Genomic DNA, 18,516 nt, shown 5'->3' with positions numbered 1-18,516 from the left:
GCGGATCAGGCGATCACGCCCAGGATGTCGCTTTCCTTCATGATCAGCAGCTCTTCGCCGTCGATCGTGACCTCGGTGCCCGACCACTTGCCGAACAGGACGCGGTCGCCCGCCTTGACCGAAGGTGCGATCAGCTCGCCCGAATCCTTGCGCGCGCCTTCGCCGGTCGAGATGACCTCGCCCTCGGCGGGCTTTTCCTTGGCGCTGTCGGGGATGATCAGCCCGCCCTTGGTCTTTTCGTCCGACTGGACGCGGCGGACCAGAACGCGGTCATGCAGCGGTTTGAATGCCATTGGTGAACACTCCGTGTTTCAGGTTGCAGTGTTTCTGTTGGCACTCAAGGCAGGTGAGTGCCAATGGCGGTGAGATAGGGCAACCGGCCGCGGCTGTCAACGGCGGGGCAGTACGTACAATGCTAAACAAACTGACTGAAATGACATCTTTGAAGGTGTCTCAGACGAAGATAACAAAGGTCCGTCAGCGTAAAGTATTGGACGTGTGTTGTGGTCAATGGTCCGAAAGTTCTTATCCTTGCGGAAGCCGCCAACCCTGAATGGGTATCGGTGCCATTGATCGGCTGGTCGCTTGCGACCGCGCTGCGGGAGGTGGCTGATGTCCACATTGTCACGCAGATCCGTAATCGGGACGCGTTTGTCCGGGCAGGGCTGATCGAGGGTCAGGACTTCACCGCTATCGACAGTGAGGCGGTAGCAAAGCCGCTGTTCACGCTTGCGGACAAGTTGCGCCTGGGCAAGGGCGTCGGCTGGACCACGACACAATTGATTTCTTCGCTGGGCTATCGTTATTTCGAACGGCTGGTATGGCGTCGGTTCGGTGCCGACATCCGGGCCGGAAGATATGATCTGGTTCATCGCATCACGCCGGTCTCGCCGGTCGTAAACAGCCCGATTGCTTCGAAATGTGCTGCTGCTGGCGTGCCCTTCCTGTTTGGCCCGATCGATGGCGGTGTGCCTTGGCCAAAGGGTTTCGTGTCCGAACAACGACGCGAACGGGAATGGCTGTCGCAGGTCCGGTCCATATATCGCCTTCATCCCGCCCGCAGCCGCATGCTCCGGTCTGCGGCCGCGATCATATGCGGTTCGCGTTTCGCATTGTCAGAGTTGCCGGCCAAATTCGCAGGAAAGGCGGTCTACCTGCCCGAGAACGCGGTGGATGTCTCTCGCTTCAACATGGCGGCCCTGCAGGAGAGTGGTTCGCCGTTGAAGGCGTGCTTCGTAGGGCGTCTTGTCCCTTTGAAGGGTGTCGACATGGCTTTGAAGGCCGCTGCGGCCCTGATCCGCGAAGGTCGGATGACATTCGACATCATCGGAGATGGCCCGCACATGGCCCAGTTGCTCCGGATCGTCGAGGACGAGCGCATCGGGGAGGGGGTCCGGTTCCACGGCTGGAAGAAGCATCAGGATGTCCAATTAATCCTGGCGTCGTGCAACGTCCTTCTGTTCCCATCGATCCGAGAGTTCGGCGGCGGAGTTGTGCTCGAGGCGATGGCTTTGGGGGTGCCGCCGATCGTCGTAGATTATGGCGGGCCGGCAGAGCTTGTAGACGACAGCACGGGGTGGAGAGTTCCGCTGAGTGACCGTGAGGACATAACGCGCGGCCTCCGCCAGACGCTGGAGGCGGTTCTTTCAGATCCTTCAATCCTTCTTGTGAAGTCCTTGGCGTGCCGCAAACGGGTGGCCAAGGACTTTACATGGCAGGCCAAGGCACGTCAGGTCGCAATGATCTGGGCTGCCATCCTGCAGGGCAAGGATGCCTTGCCGCAGCCTGTACCCGTCCCTGCCGATGTCAGGCCGGGCTAGGATGCTCCTGGGGCTGGCAGTCAGCCGCCGGGCATGGCAGCCTGAGCGGCCGACGTCCTAACAGGAGCCCTTATGCGACGATTGACAGCAACGGCGGCAGGTCTGTTTCTTGTCCTTGCCGGCCCCGCCCTGGCCGAATGCGTGGGCAGCAACCTGTTCGACACCATGCCCTCCGAACAGCGGGCCGAGATCGAGGCTGCGGTGGAAGGCGTTCCCTATCACCGGGGTATCCTGTGGCGCGCGACCAAGGCGGGGCAGGAGATGACGCTGGTCGGCACCTATCACTTTGGCGATCCGCGCCATGACCCGATCCTGGACCGCCTTGCGCCGCTGATCCGGCAGGCCGACGCCGTCTTTGTCGAGGCCGGCCCCGAGGAAGAGCGGAGGCTGACCGATGCGCTGTCCTCGGATCCGACGCTGATGGTCGATCCGGCAGGGCCGACGCTGCCCGAACGGCTGGGTGATCGGGACTGGCAGGCACTGGCGGCGGCCATGGCGGAACGGGGAATGCCGGCCGTGATGACCGCGAAGCTGCGGCCCTGGTATGTGGCGATGATGCTGGGGATCAGCCCATGCATGATGAAGCAGATGGCCGAAGGCGACGCGCAGGGCCTGGACCACCGGATCATCGAGCAGGCCGGGTCGATGGAGGTTCCGGTCCGCGCGCTTGAACCCTGGGATACGGTCTTCACGCTGTTCAGCCACCTGTCCCCTGGGCAGGAGATCGAGATGATCCGCGCCAGCCTGCCTGCCGCCGCCCATGCCGACGATTACGCCGTCACCCTGACCGAGGCCTATTTCGCCGGCGATGTTTGGGCGATCTGGGAGTTTGGCCGCTCCGATGCTTATCGCAATTCGGGGCTGACCAGGGAACAGGTCGATCAGCAGATGGATCTGGCGCAGGAACATCTGATGGAGCGGCGCAACAAGGCCTGGATCGCGCCCCTGACCGCCGGGGCCAGGGACGCGGCCGACAGGGGCAAGGGCATCCTGGCAGCCTTTGGCGCGCTGCACCTGCCGGGCGAGGGCGGCGTTCTTCGCCTGCTGGAGCAGGACGGCTGGACGATCGAGAGGCTGGACGGCTAGCGACCGCCCAGCACCGACAGGGCCTGCTGCTGCCCGCCCTTCACGAAGGTGATCCGGCTGTCGCCGATATCGGTAATCGTGCCGCCGTTGATCCGGTCGCCTAGACGCAGCGTCAGCACCCGGCCGTTCGACAAGCGCACCAGGGCGCGGCTGGCCTTGCCCGCGCCGATCGTGCCGATGATCTGCGTGCGGTTGATCTGGATGCCATCCTTGACGGTTGCCGCATTGCCCGCGGTCGTGGGGGTCCGGCCGTCAGGGATGTTGGCCGCGACCTCGGGCTCGTCCTCGGCCTCGGGCGGGGCATAGCGTTGCTGGCGGGCGGCGGCGGCGCGCGCCTCGGCCTCGGCCTGGGCGCGGGCGCGGGCCTCGGCCTGGGCACGGGCCTGCGCCTCGGCCTGGGCGTCTTGGGCGGCGCGGGCGCGGGCGCGGGCCTCGGCCTGGGCCTGCAGCTCGGCGTCCAGGCGGCGCTGTTCGGCCAGGGCCGCTTCCTCGGATTGGGCTTGTGCCGCGGAACGCAGGTCGCTGGGCGTCGGCGTCAGCGATGTGGCGGCCAGGGTGGCGGTGCCTGCCGCGCCGGCAACGGCTGCTGCGGCGCCTGCGGCGCGCCGTGGCGGAAGGGCAGATGAACGAAGCGCCGTCAAAGCGACGGCGCCTGCGGGGGGAGAGTTTTCCGAAACGGCTTCGGCGACGGCCCGGTCGATGGCTGCGCCCGACAGGCTTGCGCTGCCGGGGCCCGGATCGCTACGGGCGACGGTCCTTGCCCCGCCGGGCCGAGCCATCGGTCGAGCGGACTGGCCAAGGCCCGCAGCGGACCGGGTGCGCGGTGTCTCGGCCACGGCGGCCGCGACCGCGTCCTGCACGGCGCGTTGCGACGGACCGCCCACGGCCACCGGCTTGCGGGACGGGCGGGCGTCGGCCAACTGGATCAGGGCTCCGCGTTCCGCCGCGCTGAGACCGCCTGCTCCAGCCTGGGCGGTTCTCAGGTCGCGCAGCAGCTTGGTCAGGGACGCGCGTTCCGCCCGGGTCAGGCGGGTCGGCTGGTCTTCCTCGGCCCGGCTGCCTTCCTCGAGGCTGCTTTGCCGTTCCGGGCGCGCGGGCGGACGGCCCGATGTCCCCACGGACGGCGCGGCGCGGGAGGGCGCCACTGCTGGTGCCGTGGCGGCAGGCGATGCCGCCGGGCTGCTGGCTGGGGTGACCGAAGCGGGACGTTCCGGCGGGCGCGAGGCCGACAGTCGCGACGTCTGCGGACGCGCCGCCGCCGGGCGCGCGGCATCAGCCTGGGCGCGTGCCGCAAATGGCTGCGGGTTTGCGGGGACGGTCGGCCGGGCGTCGGTCCGCGCAGGCGGCGTGGCCCGCACGGGGGCCACGCGCGGCGGGCGGGCCGAACTGGCAAGCCGCTGTTGCGCGGGCGCTGCTGCAGGGGCCGGTGCAGCCGGGGCCACGGCCGCAGGGGGCTGCGCAGGGGTCTGCGTCTGCGCCGGTGCTTGTGTCGGTGTCTGCGCCTGGGCCTCGACCACCGGAGCCGCCATCGTTGCCGCGCTGATGGGGGTCTGCGAAACAGCGCCGGTCGGTGCGGCCATGGCTTCGGTCAGGGCCTGTGCCAGGGCATCGTCACCCTGGGCGACGGGCGTTGCGGGCTGCTGCTGAGGCGCGGGCTGCGGCCGGGCGGCCGCGACGGCGGGCGCTGTCGCTGCGGGGGCAGCAGCCACCGGCGCGGGTTCAAGATCCACCGGCGCAGGTTGGGGCGCAACCTGGGGCGCTGCCGTCGCAATGTCGGTGCCCGTGACGGCAGGGCGGGGGTCTGCTTCGGCGGTTTCCTGCGGCCGGGGCTCTGCCGCCGGGGACGGGCTCTCGATGGCCGGGACAGGGGCCTGGGCTTGCTCGACCGGCGCGGCGGGGACAGCCGAAGGCTCGGGCGCGGCGATCGCTTCGGGCACAGGATCGGTCGCGGCCACCTGCTGGGGCGCGGCGCCCTGATCCGGGGACGAGCCGAAGAAGACCAGAACCGCGACAAGCGCCAGGACCAGCACGCCCATCATCACCGGCAAGCGGCCCGGATCCAGGCGGCGCAGCCAGGCGAGGGCGAATTCACCTTCGTCGTCGCGCGGCGCCTCGGCGGCACGCAGGGCGCGCGCATCGCGGGCGCGGTCATGCACCGCCTGGGCGCGGGGCGACAGGGCGCGTGGGGCCGCAGGGGGCTTGACCTCGCCGTGGCGGATCACCCCGGGCACCGAGGCCGGGGCCGCGATGCTGCCGGCGTCAGCCCGGGCAGGTTCGGCTTTTTCCGCATCGGATCGTGCACTGGCAGGGGCTGCTACGACATGGGGCACGATGCGGCTGACGATGACCGGCGCGGGCCCTGTCATCGCGGGCACCACGGCTTCCGGGTCAGTCACGACCGGATCCGTGACGCGGGCTTGGGCCAGATCGGGCTGGCTGAAGGGCGGGCGGGTGAAGCCTTCCGCGGCAAGACGGCTGGGTCCGAAATCGGGCTGGCCGTCGAAGCGGTCGTCATCCGGACGCGCCACGAAGCCCGATGGGCGAAAGCCTTGGGCGCGGGCGAAATCCTCGGCCTCTTCCAGGGTGCGGCGGGCGACGGCGGCCACGCGCAGCGTCTCGATGTCGCCATTGGCCGAGGGGCACCAGTCATAGGCCAGGTCCGAGGCCGGATAGGGCGTCATCGCCTCAAGCGCGCGGGCCACGGCGGCGGGTGTGTCCGATCCCATCGGAACGGTCAGCGTGGTATACAGGATCTGGTCGTCGGGGATGACCAGAACGGTGTCCAGATCGCCCGGCTCGACCCCCGCCTGCTCGCGCAGCGCGGCAAGCCGGGCGGTCATTTCCCGGCCCGCGAAGGGGGCTTTGCCAAGCGGCTGCCAGCCGAACCCGTCGCGGCGTTCAAGCAGGACCGCCTCGGGCGTGAAGCTCATGGCGAAATCGGGCGGGGCGATGGGTCTGTTCATGATGGATCACTGCTCGATGACGATCGCGTGTTTTAAGGGTCCGCGATTTGTTTGATTGTCCCAGATCTAGCGGATTTTGCATCCTGTGGAAAGGCAAACTGGCGGATCCGTGAATGCAATTGGTTTGAACTTCATCCTGCCGGATGCTGTTAATGGGCGACGACGATTTCCGCAGAAAGGACAGAGACATGACCAAGGTTCCGCGACGGCTGGCCCGGGCCGCGCTTGTGGCCTCGACCGCCCTGGCGCTTGGCGCCCCCGCCATGGCCGCACCCGGCATGGGCGGTCATTCCATGTGCCATCCGGGCATGTCGCGCCTGACCGTGACCGGCGAGGGCGAGGCGCGGGTGGCCCCCGACCTGGCGATGGTCCAGCTTGGCGTCACCACCCAGGCCGAAAGCGCGGCCGAGGCGATGCGCCAGAACTCGGTCCAGCAGACCGCGGTGATCGAGGCGCTGACCGGCGCCGGGATCGAGCCGGCGGACATCCAGACCTCGGGGCTGAACCTGAACCCGATGATGGATTACGGCGAAGGGCGCGCGCCAGCCGTGACGGGCTATCAGGCCAGCAACATGGTCGCGGTCCGGGTCAAGGACGTGGCACGCCTGGGCGAGGTTCTGGACGCCATTGTCGGCGCCGGCGCGAACGAGATCAACGGGATCAGCTTCACCCGCGACGACAGTTCGGCCACCGAGGATGAGGCGCGCCGCGCCGCCGTCGAGGATGCCCGCCACAAGGCCGAGATCCTGGCCGAGGCCGCAGGGCTGACCCTCGGCCCGGTTCTGGTGCTGCGCGACACGCCTTCCCCCGAAGGCCCGCGCCCGATGATGATGGAGGCGCGCGCAGCGTCAGACGCCGCCAAGGTCCCCGTCGCCGCAGGCGAGGTGGCGCTGTCCGCGATGGTCGAGATGCAGTTCGCACTGACGGGTCAGGATTGCGGGCCGATGGGTGGTCATCACGGCCATGGCGGCATGGGCCACGGACCCGCAGGCGGACACGGCGGATCGGGCCACGGCGGTCCGGACCAGGGCGGCGGTGCGCTGCCCGAGGGGCATCCGCCGGTTCCCGGCCTTGATCCGGCCCCGGCCCCTGACGCCGATGCAGGCCCTGCGCCCGATGCCGATCCCGCCACGCCCCCGGCAGGCGATCTGCCGCCGCCGCTGGGCACGGACACCGGCGCGCCGGAACCCGGCGAACCGGTCGTGCCGATGGGCGAGGCCCCTGCCGAAAGCCCGGCGCCCGCGAACTGAACTGGAACGGGGGCCGCATGGCCCCCTTTCCTATGCCACCGCCGCCGCCAGGGCCTGGTCCAGATCCGCGATCAAGTCGGCCGGATCCTCGATCCCGACCGACAGGCGCAGCAGGTCGGGGGCCGCGCCCGCCGCGCGCTGCTGATCCTCGGTCAACTGGCGGTGGGTGGTCGATGCCGAATGGATCACCAAAGACCGCGCATCCCCCAAGTTCGCCACATGGCTGAACAGCTTCAGCGCGCCGACCACCTTGACCGCCGTCTCATAGCCGCCCTTGACCGAGAAGGTGAACAGCGCCCCGGCCCCCTTGGGATAAAGGCGCTTCGCCGTCGCATTCCAAGGCGAGGACGCCAGCCCGGCATAGGTCACGGCCGTCACGCGCGGGTCGTTTTCCAGCCATTCCGCGACCTTCTGCGCGTTTTCGACATGACGCGCCATGCGCAGGCCCAGCGTCTCGATCCCCATCAGCGTGTAATGCGCGCCCTGCGGGTTCATGGTCATGCCCAGGTCGCGCAGACCGATGGCGATGGAATGGAAGGTGAAGGCCAGGTTGCCGAAGGTCTCGTGGAACTTCAGGCCGTGATAGGCAGGTTCGGGGGCCGACAGGCTGGGGAACTTGTCGGATGCCGACCAGTCGAAACGGCCGCTGTCCACGATCGCGCCGCCCGTGACCGTGCCGTTGCCGGTCATGTACTTTGTCAGGCTGTGGACGACCAGCGTCGCGCCCATCTCGATCGGGCGGCACAGGTATGGCGTGGCCAGCGTGTTGTCCACGATCAGCGGGACGCCTGCGGCCTTGGCGATCTCGGCCACCGCCGGGATGTCGGTGACATAGCCGCCGGGATTGCTGATCGATTCGCAGAACACCGCGCGGGTGTCGTCGTCGATGGCAACGCGCAGGGCGTTCAGATCGTCGAAATCCACGAATTTGGCCGACCAGCCGAACCGCTTGATGGTCTGGCTGAACTGCGTGACCGTGCCCCCGTAAAGCCGGGTCGAGGCGACGATGTTGCGCCCCGGCGCCATCAGCGGGAACAGCGCCATGATCTGCGCCGCGTGCCCTGACGAACAGCAGACCGCCCCCGCGCCGCCTTCCAGTGCGGCGACCCGGTTCTGCAACGCGCCGACGGTGGGGTTGGTCAGGCGGGAATAGATGTATCCCACCTCTTGCAGCCCGAACAGGCGGGCGGCATGGTCGGCGTCCTTGAAGACATAGGACGTGGTCTGATAGATCGGCACCTGCCGCGCCCCGGTCGCGGGATCGGGTTCGGTCCCGGCATGGATCGCGGTCGTGTCAAAGCCCTGGGTCATGTCTTTCTCCTCTGCATGTCGGTTGCGGGCAGAAGGTCATGACAGCGGCCCGGTTTCAATTGGGATTATGGGGTTGTCCCTGCGGGCCTTGGCCCCGATCATGCCGCGACCGCTTTCAGGAACAGCCCATGCGCATGATCGACTTCAGCAACTGGAACAGCATCCTGTCCACCGTGATCGGGATCGCCCTGTTCGCGCTGATCGGCATCGGCATCCGCGTGCTGGTGATGTTCACCGTCCAGCAGCGCCGCGAGCGGATGAACCGCCAGATCAACGAACGCCTGCGGGTGCTGATCGCCGCCTACAAGGTGCTGGGCGGATCCTTCACGGGCAATCTGGCCGTGGATCCCGCCCATTTGCGCGACCTGCGCCAGCGGGCGATGGACGAGGGGGTTGAGCCTTCTGAAGGCTCGGACCGTCGTCGCCGCATCCGGGACGCGGTCGAAGGCGCGCTGTCCGACATCCTGTTGCTGGGCACGGAAACCCATGTCCGACTGGCCGAACGCGCCGCCCGCGACCTGGTGGAAGGGCGGCCGGTTCAGACCGATGAACTGGTGCGGTCCCTGCGCGATTTCATCCGCACGGCCCTGGATCTGGACCCCGTTCCCGCGGGCCTTGCCATCCCGCCCCAGGGTCCGACCAGGCCCGCGCCCGGTGGCGGCAAGGGCCGGGGCGGGGACGAGGGACGGTCGCGCGGCGGCGGCGCAGGCGGCGGCGGAGGGGCTGGCGGCGGCGGTGGCGGCGGCATGGGCATGGGCATGGCTGCTGGCCGCCATGCCGACGATCCCGCGACCGGCGGCTGATGCCTACCGCTGCCGCCGGGCCATGAAGGCCAGCTTTTCGAACAGCGCCACATCCTGTTCGTTCTTCAGCAGCGCGCCGTGCAGCTTCGGCAGCATCGTGTGGGGATCGCGCCGCAGATCCTCGGGCGCCAGATCCTCGGCCAGGATCAGCTTCAGCCAGTCCAGCAACTCGCTGGTCGAGGGCTTCTTCTTCAGTCCCGGCGTCTCGCGCAGGTCGAAGAACTGGGTCAGCGCCTGATCCAGCAACCCGCGCTTCAGGCCCGGGTAATGCACGTCCACGATAGCGCGCAGCGTGTCTGCATCGGGAAAGCGGATGTAGTGGAAGAAACAGCGCCGCAGGAAGGCGTCCGGAAGCTCTTTCTCGTTGTTCGACGTGATGATGACGACCGGCCTGTGCGCGGCGCGGACCGTCTCGCCGGTCTCGTAAACGTGAAACTCCATCCGGTCGAGTTCCTGCAGAAGATCGTTGGGAAACTCGATATCCGCCTTGTCGATCTCGTCGATCAGCAGGACCACCTTGCCGGGCGCCGTGAAGGCCTGCCACAGCTTGCCCCGGCGGATGTAGTTCGACACGTCATGGACCCGCGCATCGCCCAACTGGCTGTCGCGCAGGCGCGAGACGGCGTCGTATTCGTACAAGCCCTGCTGGGCCTTCGTCGTTGATTTGACGTGCCATTCGATGATCGGCAGCCCCAGGCTGCCCGCAACCTGGCGGGCCAGTTCTGTCTTGCCCGTGCCCGGTTCGCCCTTGACCAGAAGCGGCCGTTCCAGCGTCACGGCCGCGTTCACGGCAACCGCCAGGTCGGGCGGGGCGACGTAACGGTCCGTGCCGGTGAACTGCATGAAACTCTCCTTTCAAGTGAAATACTTGTAGCGTGGCAGCGCCAGAGGCGATCTGTCGTCGCGCCACAATCGTTTCGCCTAGTGACAAGCAAGACGTCATACTTTATGGGGGCGCGCAAGGTGCCGGTTTCGCGTTCCACCCGGCGCCGCCGGAGATGATTTATGAAAGCCCAGACCTTCCTGCCCCAGGACTATCGTCCCGCCGAGGATGAGCCGTTCATGAACGACCGGCAGCTTGAATATTTCCGGCGCAAGCTGGAAGCATGGAAGCAGGAACTGCTGGACCAGTCAGCCGAAACATTGGAAGGGCTGCAGGACAGCGCCCGCAATGTCCCCGACATCGCAGACCGCGCGTCCGAAGAAACCGACCGCGCGCTCGAGCTGCGCACCCGGGACCGTCAGCGCAAGCTGGTCAGCAAGATCGACGCGGCCCTGCGCCGGATCGAGACCGGCGAATACGGCTATTGCGAGATGACGGGCGAACCGATCAGCCTCAAGCGCCTTGACGCGCGTCCCATCGCCACCATGACGCTGGAAGCGCAGGAACGCCACGAACGGCGCGAGCGGGTCCACCGCGACGACTGACCCGATGGCCGGCGCGCTTCGATCACGGCCCGTCACGGTCGTCGGAGGCGGCGTCGCGGGCCTGACCGCCGCGATCGCCCTGCGCCAGCGAGGCGCGGATGTGACCATCCTGGAACGTGCCCCGGCCATTATGGAAGTCGGCGCCGGGTTGCAGCTTTCACCAAACGCGACACGGGTGCTGGATGCGCTTGGCCTGATGCCGGCCCTTGACGCGGTATCACTGCCCAGCCAGGCGGTGCGCCTGCGCGATGCTTCCGGCGCCGATGTGGTGCGGCTGGATCTGGCGCGCCACCGCCCGCGGGCCCGGTTTCGCCTGGTCCACCGCGCCCGCCTGATAGAGATCCTGGAACATGCCGCCCGGCAGGCAGGTGTCCGGATTGCACTCGGCCAAGCCGTCGACACCCCCCCTGACGGCACCCTGGCGATCGGGGCCGACGGCTTGCACAGTCGCATCCGCACCGCCTTGAACGGTCGAGAGGTGCCCTTCTTCACCGGCCAGACCGCCTGGCGGGCCGTGATTCCAGACGAGAACGCCGCCAATGCCCCCGAGGCCCAAGTCTTCATGGGGCCGGGTCGGCACCTGGTTAGCTATCCTCTGGCGGGCGGGTTGCGCAACATCGTGGCCGTCCTGGAAACCCGCGACTGGCAGGATGAAGGCTGGTCCCATCCCGACGACCCCGCCAATCTGCGGGCGGCCTTCGCCCGTTTCGGCGGCCCGGTGCCCGGCTGGCTGGCGCAGGTGGACCAGACCCATGTCTGGGGCCTGTTCCGGCACGAGGTCGCGCCCCGCTGGCAGGACGGCCGCATCGTGATCCTGGGCGACGCCGCCCACCCGACGCTGCCTTTCATGGCACAGGGCGCCTGCATGGCGATCGAGGATGCGTGGACCCTTGCCGCCTGCCTGGACCATACGCCCGACCAGCAGGCCGCCTTGTTGCGTTATGAAAGCCTGCGCAAGCCGCGCACGACGCGGATCGTTGCCGCAGCGAATGACAATGCGCGCAACTATCACCTGACGGGACCGAAACGGCTGGCCGCCCATGCCGCCCTGCGGATCGGCGGCAAGGTCGCGCCTGGGGCGATCCTGTCGCGCTTCGACTGGATTTACGACTTCGACCCGGTGACGGAAGCGCCCTGAACCTTTCACTTTGGGCCAAATATCCCGCGGGGGTCCGGGGGCGCGAAGCCCCCGGCGGTCACGGCCTCAGGCTGCCTTTTCCACCGCCGCGACGATCCCGTCCACGACCTCGCGCAGGACGGTTTCGTTCTCGGCTTCGGCCATGACGCGGATCAGGGGCTCGGTGCCCGACTTGCGGATCAGGACGCGGCCGGTTCCCGCCAGCCGTGCCTCGGCATCCGCGATCACCGCGCGCACCTCGGCAGCCGACAGGGGGTCGGCGCCTGCGGCGTAGCGGACGTTCTTCAGCATCTGCGGCACCGGGTCGAACTGCGCGGCCAGGCTGCTGGCGCTTTGCCCGGTCTCGGCCATGGCGGCCAGGAACTGCATCGCGGCGATCAAACCGTCTCCGGTCGTGGCATAGTCGGTCATCACGATATGGCCCGACTGCTCGCCGCCCAGGTTGAAGCCTCCCTCGCGCATCCGCTCGACCACATAGCGGTCGCCGACCTTGGTGCGTTCCAGCCGCAGCCCGCGGCCTTGCAGGAAATGTTCCAGCCCCAGGTTGGACATGACGGTGGCGACCAGGGCGCTGCCCTTCAGCCGGCCCTGGTCGGCCCAGCGGGCAGCCATCAGCGCCATGATCTGGTCGCCATCGGCCACCTGGCCCTTTTCGTCGATGATGATGACCCGGTCCGCGTCGCCGTCCAGGCTGATGCCCAGATGCGCGCCATGCGTCAGCACCGCCGCGGCGCAGGTGTTGGGATGGGTCGAACCGACGCCCGCGTTGATGTTGCGCCCGTCGGGTTCGACGCCGATGGGGATCACGTCGGCGCCCAGTTCCCACAGCACGTCCGGGGCGGCGCGATAGGCCGCGCCATTGGCGCAGTCGATCACCACCCGCAGGCCGTCCAGGCGGCGACCCGCCGGGAAGGTGGTCTTGGCATATTCGACATAGCGGCCGCGCCCGTCGTCGATCCGCTTGGCGCGGCCGATATTGCCGGGCTGGGCGGGGGCGATCTCGCCCGCGACGATGCGCTCGATCTCGGCCTCGGCCTCGTCCGACAGCTTGAAGCCGTCGGGGCCGAAGAACTTGATGCCGTTGTCCTCGGCCGGGTTGTGGCTGGCCGAGATCATGATGCCCACATCCGCCCGCATCGAGCGGGTCAGGAAACCTACGGCGGGCGTCGGCACCGGCCCCAGCAGCAGCACGTTCATGCCGGTGCTGGTCAGGCCCGCCGTTAGCGCGTTTTCCAGCATATAGCCCGACAGCCGCGTGTCCTTGCCGATCACCACACGATGCACGCTGTCCTTGCTGTCGCGGCGGAAATACCGCCCCGCCGCCGCGCCCAACCGCAATGCCATCTCGGCGGTCATGGGATGGGTGTTGGCGCGCCCGCGCACGCCGTCTGTCCCGAACAAGCCTCTGCTCATTGTTCTGCCTTTTCGTTGTTGACGGCCTGCCACAGCCGCAGTCCCTGAACCACCGCGCCCACGTCATGGACACGGTGAACCTGCACCCCCTGCGCCACGGCCGCCAGCGTCACCGCCAGCGTGCCCGGCGCCCGGTCTGCCGGATCCTCGGCGCCGCCCAGCGTCCCGATGAACCGCTTGCGCGAGACACCCAGAAGGACCGGGCAACCCAGCCCATGATACAGCGATATGCGCCGCAGGATCGCAAGATTATGAGCCTGCGTCTTGCCGAAGCCGATGCCCGGATCGACGATGATCCTGTCGCGCGAAATCCCTGCTGCCTCGGCCCGCCGCACCCGCGCCTCAAGCGCGTCATAGACATCCAGCAGCACGTTGTCATAGCGCGGATCGTCCTGCATCGTCTCGGGCAGGCCCTGCGCGTGCATCAGGCAGACCGGGACGCCAGCCTCCGCAACCAACGGAGCCATGGCCGCATCGAAGTCAAAGCCCGACACGTCGTTGATCATCGCGGCCCCGGCGCCAAGCGCGGCCCGGGCGACCGCCGCCTTGCGCGTGTCGGCCGAGACGGGCGCCAGGTCCGCCAGGGCGCGGATTGCGGGGACGATGCGGGCGATTTCCTCGTCCACTGCCACCTCGGCCGCACCTGGGCGGGTCGATTCGCCGCCGATGTCCAGAATGTCCGCGCCCTCGTCCAGCAGCCGGTGGCCTTGGGCCACAGCCTCATAGCGGCCGCCGTCCGAGAAACTGTCGGGCGTGGCATTCACGATGCCCATCACCCGCGGCCGGTCGAGCGGGAGGCCCAGCATCCCTGCGCGGGGCATGGCCAGCCGCTCCAGGACTTCGGCTGGGATGTCGTCGGTGACGCGCGGCGACTGGCCGCGCTGCAGCACCTCGACCTGCGAAAAACGGGTCCAGCCGCCTGCGAGCCGATGGCGGCCATGAGCGACAGGAACGGGGCGGTAATAGAGGGTCATTCGTCGCCGCCCCGGATGCGTTCCACCGGAACTGCCAAATCCGGCGGCAGGGCGGGCAGGGGGCCTGCGATGTCGATGCGGTCGGCTGCCAGCCGGGGCGCCAGCCAAAGCGCAAGCGCCGCACCTTCCGGCGCAACATCGGGCGCCTCGACAGCAAGGCGCGCGGGGGCCCAGACGACCGCGCGTCCCGCACGGATCGCGGCGTCAAGCTCCGTCCGGGTCTCGGCCACCTCGATCCCCAGCGTGGCGGCCAGGATCCAGGCAGACTGATCCAGACCCAGCAGCGCCAGGCGGCGCGCGTCGCCGCCCTGCGGCAGTGGCTGGACGGGGGCGTCGGGCAGGACCACGGCCGCGCCGGGCGGCAGGTGGGCGGGTCGCCCGACGATGATCCGCACCGGCAGATGGGCGGGCGTCACGGCCACCCTGCCCGCGGCGCGGCTGATGGTGATGCCAAGGGCGCCGGGGCCACGGTCCAGCTTTTCGACGGTGACCTCGATCCGGGCGGCGCGGGGGTCGGCCAGAACCTCGGCGGCAATCCGCTCGGCCAGGGTTTCGACCAGGTTGTAGCGCTGATCGGCCAGGGCCGCGTCGATCGCCTGGACCAGCACGTCATAGGACAGGATCCGGTCCACGTGATCGTCCGCCCCGTCAACAGGGTCGCGCAGATCAACGGTCAGGTCAAAGCGCAGGCGCTGCGTCTGGCCCCGTTCGGATTGAAAGGCACCGATTTCGGCGGTCACGACATGGTCGCGCAGGTGGATGCGGTCGGGTTGGGTCATGCCCGCCATTCACCGCAAATCCGCGCGGCAGGCAAGCCCGCCTTAGTTCGAGGCGACCCGCTGCCCGCCCGGACGATAGAAGATGTGCTGGCCGATCCGCACGGTGCGCTGGAAACGATGCGACCATGAAGGGCGCACGGCAGGCGTGTGGAAATAGGTGGCGCCGCCGGTCAGCACGCGCGGTGCGCCGGACAGGGCGTTGCGGGCGATGTCGCGGGCGCGCAGATAGGCGGCCTTGTTGCCGATCTTCTTCTTCCCGCCGATCGTGTAGCTGAACTGGCTGGGCTGGTTCACGACACCGCAGACCGAGGGCGGGAATTGCCGGCTTTCGACCCGGTTCAGGATCACCTCGGCCACGGCGGCCTGGCCCTGCGTGCTTTCGCCGCGCGCCTCGTGATAGATGGCTTCGGCCAGGCAATTCAGGTCGCGTTCGTTGAAGCGGCCCCGGCTGCTGGCAAGAAAGGTCTTGGCCGAAGGAATTTCGTCCGCGACGGGGTTTTCCACCTTCACAGGCTCGGCATCCGTATATAGAAGCGGCGTCGGGCGAGGGCTCTCCGCCCGGTTCGCGACAGCCGCAAAAAGTCCCGCATCGGACGAGAACAGCGATCCGTTGCCCGCCGAGGCGCCTGTGGCCGTAAGGGTCAGGGCAGAGGCGCACAGACAAAGCGGCGCCGTCCGCCGAAGCAGCGTTTTCATAAGCAATCCTATAACCGTGCCAGATGGACAGGGCGTTAACATCGCCGCGGAAACCCGAGCAGATGGCCCCCTTGGCGTCTGCGGAATGATTACGGTTTTACGGATCGCCCGGGCCATGCCACTTGTCCGTGAGACGGGCGTGAGCGCCCGAAACCAAGATTTCCGGCAGCTTCCTGCCGACGACAAAATGGTTAACTGGCAAGAATCAGCGTGACAGCACCCAACAAGGTCCGGGGCGGACCCGATACGGGCGGCTCAAACAAGGTTTCAGTGATTCGTTGGGCCGGTCGAAAGTCTATCGATCTTCGTGCCGCAAGCGCGGCCGCAGCGAAGATTGCGCCGCCGCAAGCCGGGCCACAGGCACGCGGAAAGGCGAGCAGGAGACATAGTCGAAGCCCGCGTCATGGCAGAAGGCAATCGATTCGGGATTGCCGCCATGTTCGCCGCAGACCGAGATGGTGATGCCCGGATGCTGACGGCGTGCCCGCTGCGCGCCCGTTAGCAGCAGTTCGCCCACCCCGTCCTGGTCAAGGCAGTGGAACGGGTCTTCGGCATAGACCCCTTGCCCCACATAGGTGGCCATGAAGCGTCCCGCGTCATCGCGCGACAGGCCATAGGTCATCTGCGTCAGGTCGTTCGTGCCGAAGGACAGAAAGGCCGAATGCGCCGCGATGTCGCCCGCCCGCAGGCAGGCGCGGGGCGTTTCAACCATCACGCCCAGGCGATAGGCGAAATCGGCGCGCCGGTCGTTCCTGACGGCGGCTGCGACCGCGTCGATGCGGTTCTTGACCAACTCGACCTCGCGCATGGCGCTGACAAGGGGGATCATGATCTCGGGGACGACGGGGTCGCCCTTGCGGCTGGCCTCGACCGTGGCCTCGAAGATGGCGCGGGCCTGCATGTCATAGATTTCGGGAACGGTGATCCCCAGGCGGACCCCGCGCATCCCGAGCATGGGGTTGAACTCGGACAGGGCCTCGACCCGGCGGGTCACGTCAGACAGGGGCAGGTCCAGCGAATCGGCTAGGTCGCGCAAGCCTTCGCGGTCGTGGGGCAGGAATTCGTGCAGGGGCGGGTCGAACAGGCGGATGGTGACGGGCAGCCCTGCCATGATCTCGAACAAGGCGGTGAAATCCTGGCGCTGCATGGGCAGGATGCGGTCCAGGGCCAGGCGCCGATCCTCGGGCTTGTCGGCAAAGATCATCTCGCGCATGGCGGGCAGGCGCTCGGCGTCGAAGAACATGTGCTCGGTCCGACACAACCCGATGCCCTGGGCCTTGAAGCGGCGCGCAGTGCGGGCATCCTCGGGCGTATCGGCATTGGCGCGCACCCCGATGCCGCCCGCCGCGTCCGCCCAGTCCAGAAGCTGGGTGAAGTTGTCGTCAAGCGCTGGTTCCAGCAGGGGCACGCAGCCGGCCAGAACCTCTCCGGATGATCCGTCGATGGTGATCTCGTCCCCCTCGCGCAGGACGGTGCCGCCTGCGCGCAGCGTGCGCTGCCGGGCGTCGATGCTGATGCCCGTGGCACCGACGATGCAGGGCAGGCCCATGCCGCGTGCGATCACCGCCGCATGGCTGGTGGTGCCTCCGCGTTCGGTCAGCACCCCCACGGATGCGTGCATCCCGCGCACATCCTCGGGGACGGTTTCGCGGCGCACCAGGATGCAGGCCTCGTCGCGCGCGGCGGCGGCCTGGGCCGCAGCCGAGGTGAAGACGATCCGCCCCGTGGCCGCGCCGGGGCTTGCGTTGATGCCGCGGGCAATCACCTCGCGCGGGGCGCGGGGATCGACCTGCTGGTGCAGAAGGTCGGCCAGGGCGCGCGGTTCGACGCGCATCACGGCCTCGGATTCCGGGATGATGCCGTCACGGGCCAGGGCCACCGCGATCCGCACGCCCGCGCGCGACGTGCGCTGCACGCGGGTCGCATCGATGATGGCGATCTGGCCGTCCATTACCACGAACTCGATCTGCATTTCCTCGCGCAGGCGCTCGCGCGCGGCGACGCCGAAGCGGATCAGGTCGGCAAAGACCTCGGGCGCGGATTCTTCCAGGGAAGGGCCACGGGTGTCGCGGGTCAGGAACTGGGTTTCCGCCCCGGCCCCGTCCGCGCCGCCATGATGCTGGCGGCGGAAGCGGCCGGTGACGCGTGGCGCACCGGTGACGGAATCGGCGAACTGGATGCTGCCCGACCCGCAAAGGCCCGGTCCCTGGCCTAGCACCATCTGCTGCACGACCAGTCCCAGCGGAGCATTCGACGGCGCGCCCTTGGCCTGGCGCAGCAGCCGCGCCGTGGGCCCTTCCCAGGCGCGGGCCATCGACCGCAGCACCTCGGCCAGTTGGGTTGCGGGATCCTGGGGAAAATCCTCGTCCGTTTCCTCGCGATAGCTGCGCAGGGCCTCGGCCAGGGCGTTTTCACCTTCCTGCGCGAACATGTCGGGATCAAGGCGGGCGATGTTGATCGCGTATCCCTGGACGAAACGGCGATACAGCGTGTCGGCATTGGCGCGACCGATGCGGCGGGCCAACCGGTCATGGGTTTGGGCGTTTATGCCCACGTTCAGGACCGTCCCGGGCCCGCCCCATTCCGGCATCAGGGCCGAGGGTCGGACGCTGACCAATCCGTCGCCTTCCGAGAACAGATCCGACAAGGCCCCAAGATCGACGGGTTTCCCCGTGGCGATCGACTGCACGGTTTCCGAGGGAATGGCAAAGCTGCGCGGGACCGGCAGGCGCATCCTGACCAACCGCTGCAGGCATTTCGCACGCCAGCCGTGACAGGCACGCTCAACCCCGGCCGAGGGGGTGATTTCGGTCACGTCGGGAAGGTCGCGCGGTTCCATCTTGCGCGACCATAGG

The 18,516-nt window shown here is 68.2% G+C and carries 15 protein-coding genes; 6 read left to right on the top strand and 9 right to left on the bottom strand.

Going from position 1 to position 18,516, the window contains the following annotated elements:
• Nucleotides 1-5: 5 nt before the first annotated feature.
• The gene (locus tag FIU66_RS10240) at nucleotides 6-293 is read right to left on the bottom strand and encodes a co-chaperone GroES (RefSeq protein ID WP_167622607.1); all 288 of its coding nucleotides are present in this window, start codon (nucleotides 291-293) and stop codon (nucleotides 6-8) included.
• Nucleotides 294-563: 270 nt separating this feature from the next.
• Here FIU66_RS10240 and FIU66_RS10235 point away from each other — a divergent pair, with 270 nt between their 5' ends.
• On the top strand, nucleotides 564-1,820 hold the full coding sequence (locus tag FIU66_RS10235) for a glycosyltransferase family 4 protein (RefSeq protein ID WP_240544658.1): 1,257 nt from the start codon (nucleotides 564-566) through the stop codon (nucleotides 1,818-1,820).
• Nucleotides 1,821-1,892: 72 nt separating this feature from the next.
• The gene (locus FIU66_RS10230; protein WP_167622605.1) at nucleotides 1,893-2,906 is read left to right on the top strand and encodes a TraB/GumN family protein; all 1,014 of its coding nucleotides are present in this window, start codon (nucleotides 1,893-1,895) and stop codon (nucleotides 2,904-2,906) included.
• Here FIU66_RS10230 and FIU66_RS10225 read toward each other — a convergent pair.
• Nucleotides 2,903-5,869 (bottom strand): hypothetical protein, encoded by a 2,967-nt coding sequence (locus FIU66_RS10225; protein WP_167622604.1) that lies wholly within the window; start codon nucleotides 5,867-5,869, stop codon nucleotides 2,903-2,905. The two genes, FIU66_RS10230 and FIU66_RS10225, sit on opposite strands and share 4 nt — an antisense overlap.
• A 188-nt stretch (nucleotides 5,870-6,057) precedes the next feature.
• On the opposite strand from FIU66_RS10225, the gene FIU66_RS10220 reads away from it, so the two are divergent.
• A complete protein-coding gene (locus FIU66_RS10220) occupies nucleotides 6,058-7,119 on the top strand; it encodes an SIMPL domain-containing protein (protein ID WP_167622603.1) in 1,062 nt (353 codons plus the stop codon).
• A 30-nt stretch (nucleotides 7,120-7,149) separates the two neighbouring features.
• Here FIU66_RS10220 and FIU66_RS10215 read toward each other — a convergent pair whose 3' ends face one another.
• A complete protein-coding gene (locus FIU66_RS10215; protein ID WP_167622602.1) occupies nucleotides 7,150-8,430 on the bottom strand; it encodes an O-acetylhomoserine aminocarboxypropyltransferase/cysteine synthase family protein in 1,281 nt (426 codons plus the stop codon).
• A 128-nt stretch (nucleotides 8,431-8,558) separates the two neighbouring features.
• On the opposite strand from FIU66_RS10215, the gene FIU66_RS18015 reads away from it, so the two are divergent.
• Nucleotides 8,559-9,233, top strand: a complete 675-nt coding sequence (locus FIU66_RS18015) for a hypothetical protein (protein ID WP_201281059.1) — start codon at nucleotides 8,559-8,561, stop codon at nucleotides 9,231-9,233.
• 3 nt (nucleotides 9,234-9,236) lie between these two features.
• On the opposite strand, the gene FIU66_RS10205 is transcribed toward FIU66_RS18015, so the two are convergent.
• Nucleotides 9,237-10,076, bottom strand: a complete 840-nt coding sequence (locus tag FIU66_RS10205; protein ID WP_167622601.1) for a MoxR family ATPase — start codon at nucleotides 10,074-10,076, stop codon at nucleotides 9,237-9,239.
• Nucleotides 10,077-10,238: 162 nt separating this feature from the next.
• Between FIU66_RS10205 and dksA the strand changes: the two genes are divergently transcribed.
• A complete protein-coding gene (gene dksA / locus FIU66_RS10200) occupies nucleotides 10,239-10,661 on the top strand; it encodes an RNA polymerase-binding protein DksA (RefSeq protein WP_167622600.1) in 423 nt (140 codons plus the stop codon).
• A 4-nt stretch (nucleotides 10,662-10,665) separates the two neighbouring features.
• Complete coding sequence (locus tag FIU66_RS10195; RefSeq protein WP_167622599.1) at nucleotides 10,666-11,799, top strand: FAD-dependent oxidoreductase; 1,134 nt, start codon at nucleotides 10,666-10,668, stop codon at nucleotides 11,797-11,799.
• Between the two features lie 66 nt (nucleotides 11,800-11,865).
• Here FIU66_RS10195 and glmM read toward each other — a convergent pair whose 3' ends face one another.
• The 5 genes from glmM to FIU66_RS10170 form a co-directional block, all read right to left on the bottom strand.
• On the bottom strand, nucleotides 11,866-13,212 hold the full coding sequence (gene glmM, locus FIU66_RS10190) for a phosphoglucosamine mutase (protein ID WP_167622598.1): 1,347 nt from the start codon (nucleotides 13,210-13,212) through the stop codon (nucleotides 11,866-11,868).
• The gene (gene folP / locus FIU66_RS10185) at nucleotides 13,209-14,186 is read right to left on the bottom strand and encodes a dihydropteroate synthase (RefSeq protein ID WP_167622597.1); all 978 of its coding nucleotides are present in this window, start codon (nucleotides 14,184-14,186) and stop codon (nucleotides 13,209-13,211) included. The genes glmM and folP overlap by 4 nt, the downstream gene beginning before the upstream one ends.
• On the bottom strand, nucleotides 14,183-14,965 hold the full coding sequence (locus FIU66_RS10180) for a dihydroneopterin aldolase (protein WP_167622596.1): 783 nt from the start codon (nucleotides 14,963-14,965) through the stop codon (nucleotides 14,183-14,185). The genes folP and FIU66_RS10180 overlap by 4 nt, the downstream gene beginning before the upstream one ends.
• A gap of 42 nt (nucleotides 14,966-15,007) precedes the next feature.
• Complete coding sequence (locus FIU66_RS10175) at nucleotides 15,008-15,661, bottom strand: cell wall hydrolase (RefSeq protein WP_167622595.1); 654 nt, start codon at nucleotides 15,659-15,661, stop codon at nucleotides 15,008-15,010.
• A 295-nt stretch (nucleotides 15,662-15,956) separates the two neighbouring features.
• Nucleotides 15,957-18,500, bottom strand: a complete 2,544-nt coding sequence (locus FIU66_RS10170) for a putative PEP-binding protein (protein WP_167622594.1) — start codon at nucleotides 18,498-18,500, stop codon at nucleotides 15,957-15,959.
• Nucleotides 18,501-18,516: the final 16 nt, after the last annotated feature.

The sequence above is a fragment of the Paracoccus sp. AK26 genome (genome assembly GCF_011801365.1).
Taxonomy (GTDB): domain Bacteria; phylum Pseudomonadota; class Alphaproteobacteria; order Rhodobacterales; family Rhodobacteraceae; genus Paracoccus; species Paracoccus aerius.
The sequence above is the reverse complement of the archived record's forward strand: the minus strand, read 5'-3'. Positions and strand labels throughout refer to the sequence as shown.

Bases quoted from the DNA above. Each gene is read 5' to 3' on its own strand.
- FIU66_RS10240 (WP_167622607.1), bottom strand. From the start codon at position 293: ATGGCATTCAAACCGCTGCATGACCGCGTTCTGGTCCGCCGCGTCCAG.
- FIU66_RS10230 (WP_167622605.1), top strand. From the start codon at position 1,893: ATGCGACGATTGACAGCAACGGCGGCAGGTCTGTTTCTTGTCCTTGCC.
- FIU66_RS10225 (WP_167622604.1), bottom strand. From the start codon at position 5,869: ATGAACAGACCCATCGCCCCGCCCGATTTCGCCATGAGCTTCACGCCC.
- FIU66_RS10220 (WP_167622603.1), top strand. From the start codon at position 6,058: ATGACCAAGGTTCCGCGACGGCTGGCCCGGGCCGCGCTTGTGGCCTCG.
- FIU66_RS10215 (WP_167622602.1), bottom strand. From the start codon at position 8,430: ATGACCCAGGGCTTTGACACGACCGCGATCCATGCCGGGACCGAACCC.
- FIU66_RS18015 (WP_201281059.1), top strand. From the start codon at position 8,559: ATGCGCATGATCGACTTCAGCAACTGGAACAGCATCCTGTCCACCGTG.
- FIU66_RS10205 (WP_167622601.1), bottom strand. From the start codon at position 10,076: ATGCAGTTCACCGGCACGGACCGTTACGTCGCCCCGCCCGACCTGGCG.
- dksA (WP_167622600.1), top strand. From the start codon at position 10,239: ATGAAAGCCCAGACCTTCCTGCCCCAGGACTATCGTCCCGCCGAGGAT.
- FIU66_RS10195 (WP_167622599.1), top strand. From the start codon at position 10,666: ATGGCCGGCGCGCTTCGATCACGGCCCGTCACGGTCGTCGGAGGCGGC.
- glmM (WP_167622598.1), bottom strand. From the start codon at position 13,212: ATGAGCAGAGGCTTGTTCGGGACAGACGGCGTGCGCGGGCGCGCCAAC.
- folP (WP_167622597.1), bottom strand. From the start codon at position 14,186: ATGACCCTCTATTACCGCCCCGTTCCTGTCGCTCATGGCCGCCATCGG.
- FIU66_RS10180 (WP_167622596.1), bottom strand. From the start codon at position 14,965: ATGACCCAACCCGACCGCATCCACCTGCGCGACCATGTCGTGACCGCC.
- FIU66_RS10175 (WP_167622595.1), bottom strand. From the start codon at position 15,661: ATGAAAACGCTGCTTCGGCGGACGGCGCCGCTTTGTCTGTGCGCCTCT.
- FIU66_RS10170 (WP_167622594.1), bottom strand. From the start codon at position 18,500: ATGGAACCGCGCGACCTTCCCGACGTGACCGAAATCACCCCCTCGGCC.